Origin of the sequence: Salinivibrio sp. EAGSL (assembly GCF_013366455.1) — a bacterium.
Taxonomy (GTDB): domain Bacteria; phylum Pseudomonadota; class Gammaproteobacteria; order Enterobacterales; family Vibrionaceae; genus Salinivibrio; species Salinivibrio costicola.
This window is the reverse complement of sequence record NZ_JABWMG010000067.1, coordinates 1-349: the sequence shown is the minus strand read 5'-3', so window position 1 is coordinate 349 and position 349 is coordinate 1. Positions and strand designations below refer to the sequence as shown.

1 pseudogene is annotated in these 349 nt (G+C 43.8%); it reads left to right on the top strand.

What is annotated here, in order from left to right:
* Nucleotides 1–349: pseudogene (locus HLG76_RS14720) on the top strand (transposase); the annotation flags it as partial.

Genomic DNA, 349 nt, shown 5'->3' with positions numbered 1-349 from the left:
TACGCGCCAACCCTGTGCACATTAAACGCTTCGCCGGCGCCATTGGCCGCAGAGCGAAAAATGACCGCTTAGATGCTGAGTTAATTGCACATTATGGCGACGCCATTAAGCCTGAAATCACCATTATCAAGGCGGAAAATATACGTTTAATGAGTGATTTAGTCATCAGGAGAAACCAGCTCCTATCTATGCAAACGATGGAAAAGAACCGCTTGCAGATACTGCCCAAAACCTTGCATTCAACCATCAAACCCATGCTCACTGCGATGAAAAATTAAATCACCAACATCGAGAAAAAACTCGTGAAGTTGATTGAAGCATGCCCTGAATATCAGACTAAAAATACGCT